This is a genomic window from Bacillus sp. P4_D3 (assembly GCF_056401855.1).
Window position 1 is genome coordinate 1 of the sequence record NZ_JBFUIN010000336.1, and the last position, 3466, is coordinate 3466.

The 3466-nt window shown below is 35.0% G+C and carries 4 protein-coding genes; 1 reads left to right on the plus strand and 3 read right to left on the minus strand.

The window, feature by feature from the left end; genetic code table 11:
- The 3 genes from AC1DTM_RS20565 to AC1DTM_RS20575 all read right to left on the minus strand — a co-directional run.
- Positions 1 to 766, minus strand: a 766-nt coding sequence (locus tag AC1DTM_RS20565; protein WP_477000757.1) for an HAD family hydrolase, incomplete at its 3' end; no start/stop codon positions are given.
- 213 nt (positions 767 to 979) lie between these two features.
- Positions 980 to 1303, minus strand: a complete 324-nt coding sequence (locus AC1DTM_RS20570) for a hypothetical protein (RefSeq protein ID WP_078174779.1) — start codon at positions 1301 to 1303, stop codon at positions 980 to 982.
- A gap of 131 nt (positions 1304 to 1434) precedes the next feature.
- Entirely contained in the window at positions 1435 to 1827 is a 393-nt protein-coding gene (locus AC1DTM_RS20575; protein ID WP_088099218.1) for a VOC family protein, read from the minus strand.
- A 111-nt stretch (positions 1828 to 1938) separates the two neighbouring features.
- Between AC1DTM_RS20575 and AC1DTM_RS20580 the strand changes: the two genes are divergently transcribed.
- On the plus strand, positions 1939 to 3466 hold a 1528-nt coding region (locus tag AC1DTM_RS20580; RefSeq protein WP_477000758.1), incomplete at its 3' end, for an AAA domain-containing protein.

A 3466-nucleotide genomic window follows, 5' to 3' on the forward strand; every position in this document is an offset into this window, starting at 1 on the left:
GAGCTACACCATCTTTATCATTGGTATCGGTAATAAAATATGCAGCATCCTTCAATTTAGGTATTGCATTTCCCATAGCAATTGGAAAACCAGATGTATAGAATAGCTCTAAATCATTCCAATCGTCTCCAAAGACCATTATGTTATCCATAGAGATATTATTTTGGGTGCAGATTTCCCTTACAGCTCGTTCTTTAGAAACACCTTTTGCCATGATTTGAGTTAAAGTTCCTGCATCGGTACATATAGTACTTACTTTATGTGCAAACTGTTTTTGTAGTTTTTCATAATGAGTATATTGTGAGATTAGTAATTTTGAAGCACTAACTTTTTTTAATTCATTTAATGGAACTACAATTGGATTTACAACTGCATTCATGGTTTTGTTGTAATCCAATGTTTTATTACTGTACCATGTATCTTCCGATTCAACTGAGAGGCATGCATCAGCCTGGTGAGTAATAACAAATTCTATAATTTCATTTGTGATTGCTGATTCAATCGGGTAATGTTGTCTGTAACCTAATGCGTTATCCACTACCAAAGCTCCATTGTAGTAAATCATAGTTGCAATGTCTTGAAGTTCGTGAGGAAGAAAAACTTTGACTGATCGTGGCGCCCTTGCTGTAGCAAAAATAACCTTTAATCCTTTCTTCAGACACTCCAGTATAGCCTTTCTATTTCTTTCTGACACTTTCTTTTGTGAATTTAATAACGTACCATCTAAATCTAAAACGATTGCTTTAACCTCGGATTCTAATTCCATATGTATGTCCCCTTATTTACAGTATAAACTCCTCTTTTTTATGTTCTATATCAAGTTATAAATCCATGTATATTCCATACATGTAAGGTTAACATAACGTATCATTATCAATAGTCAACGATGTATAAAATTTTCGTTATGGGGGTAATTAAAAATATTAGCTTGATGGCGATGGGGCGGTACCCCAGTAAGAAAAGAAATAGGAAAAACACCTTATTTCTTTTTATTTATATAATAAAATACATTTATTAAGTCGAAAGTAATGATAATAATTAGAAGTAATAATTCTATAAGTGCTTCAGTCTTTCCATGTTGCAGAGATTTTATAAAGAAATCCCATTCTTTTTCATAGGGAGGTTGTACCCAATTTCGTTGCAGTCCTACATACATTCCATTTAAGAAAAAGACGATACTTAATAGAATCCTTCCAATAAATACGGCAGCTACTTTTATATTCCAATTCTTTATCTTGATTACATAAAGGAGTGGAAAAAGTATAAGCACCCAAAAAACAATAATATAGACTGTATTCATCATCCACTACTCCCAACAAAATGATTGTTTCTTAATCTTGGTGAATTTTCAGGTTGAAGGTATGTTTAATTGTTACTAGTGTTCAAACCGTTGCTGCACTTGCGAAAAAAGGGGCCGGAATTCCGGCTTCTTTTCTATCTCTCCGTTTCAAAAAACTCAATCCACTCTCCATCAGGACCAGCAAAAAATATGTAACGTGTTCCATCCGGTAATGTTTCGATTTCTTCTCCTAGTAAAAAAGTTACTCCATGTTTCTGTATTCTTTCAATTTCATCTTCTAACGAATCCACTTTGAAGCAAATGTGATGTACTTTACCTTCTGCCGGAAGGGAAGAGTTATAACCTTCAATTAGTTCAAGTATCGTTTCTTTCGATTCTTCCACACCTAAAAAAGCGAGTTTTAAGTCTGGGTTTGGATGCCCCATACGTTTAATGAGCTGTAAGCCAAATACTTTTTCATAAAATGAAATAGATGTTTCTAAATTTGTGACCATAAGTCCGACGTGTTCGATTCTTCTAACTGGCATGTGCACTCCTTCTTTCTGAAAATTATATACAATATATTATTGAAAATTAAGAAAATAAGCAAGATAAAAACCTTACAAATTTTAGCGTGTTATATGGTATAGTGAGAAAGTATGTTTGGGGAGAAGGAAGGAGATTATACTATGAATACAATTACTCAAACTCCTTCATTATCGGAAACAATGAAAGAGTGGCATTATGCATTAGCATATGAAATTAAACATTGGAAAACGATAGGTGGTAGTAAAATTTCTATCATTAACGGTCGTTTTTTATATACAGATTATGAAAGTACAGTATACGTATTTCAGCTTATTTCTGAAGTAAGCTTACCTGAAGGTTCACCGATTCGAATTGAGTTCGATGGTGAGGAAGCGACGGGGGAAGTATTGTCTGTACATGGATTAGAAATCGAATTGAAGTTAAATGATTATATACAAGGCGAAATACGAGAAGCCGTTTTATACAGTGAACCGTGGCAATTGTTAGAACAACTGCAAGAGAGATTGAAAGAAGCACATAAAGATAAGCTGAAACGTAATCGTATAAAGCGTCTTGTTGATGGGACGAGCAGTCCGAAACATATTGAAAAGATGAAAAATACGAAAAATGAATTGGCTTACCGTTCTTTTTACAATCCGACAACGTATGTGTGGGGACCGCCTGGAACAGGGAAGTCGTACAATTTATCACGTATTATTTCGGCTCATTATCAAAAAGGAAAATCGGTACTTGTGTTAGCTCATAGTAACGCGGCAGTTGACGTATTAATGAGTGAAGTAACGAAGCAAATTGAGAAGAAAAAGAAATGGACACCTGGTGAAATCGTCCGTTACGGTTTTAGCCAACATGAACATATACGAAATCATGAAACGTTACTTGCATCGAAGTTAGTTGAAACGACGAACGGATCTTGGGGAGAAGAAAGACTTTATTTAGAAGAGACACGACAAGATCTTCGTGAAAAGATTTTATCATATAAAGCGACTTCTGCTGATAAGAAGCGTATACAAGAGATTGAAAGTGATCTTCGAAAGCAAAAAGCGAAAATTAAAGAAGTAGAAAAAGAATATATTGAAAATGCGCAAGTAATCGGTGCAACGCTATCAAAATGTGCCATTGATTCACTTATTTATGAGCGTACATTTGATTTAGTTGTCGTAGATGAAGTAAGTATGGCATATGTTCCGCAAATTGCATTAGCTGCTTCTCTTGGAAAACGTATTGTCGTTTGTGGCGACTTTTTACAATTGCCTCCGATTGCGATGGCGAATCATGAACTCGTTCGAAAGTGGCTCGGCGAAGATATGTTTTATCATGCAGGGATTGTTGATTCTGTAAATAAATCAGAAGCACATCCGAACCTTTTTATGTTGCAGGAGCAAAGACGTATGCATGCGGATATATCGAAGTTTACCAATTCATTTATTTATAAAAATAGAGTGTATGATCATGCATCTGTTTCAGAGCGTAAGGAACTTGCAAAACTACAACCGTTCGCAAATGAAGCCAGTGTTTTATTTGATACGAGCTTAATGGGAGCATTTTCTTTAAAAGATGCTGCTTCAGGTTCGCGTTTTAATATTATGTCTGGTTTAGTGGCGATGCAAATGATGTTAATTGGACTGTTAGACGGTGTTC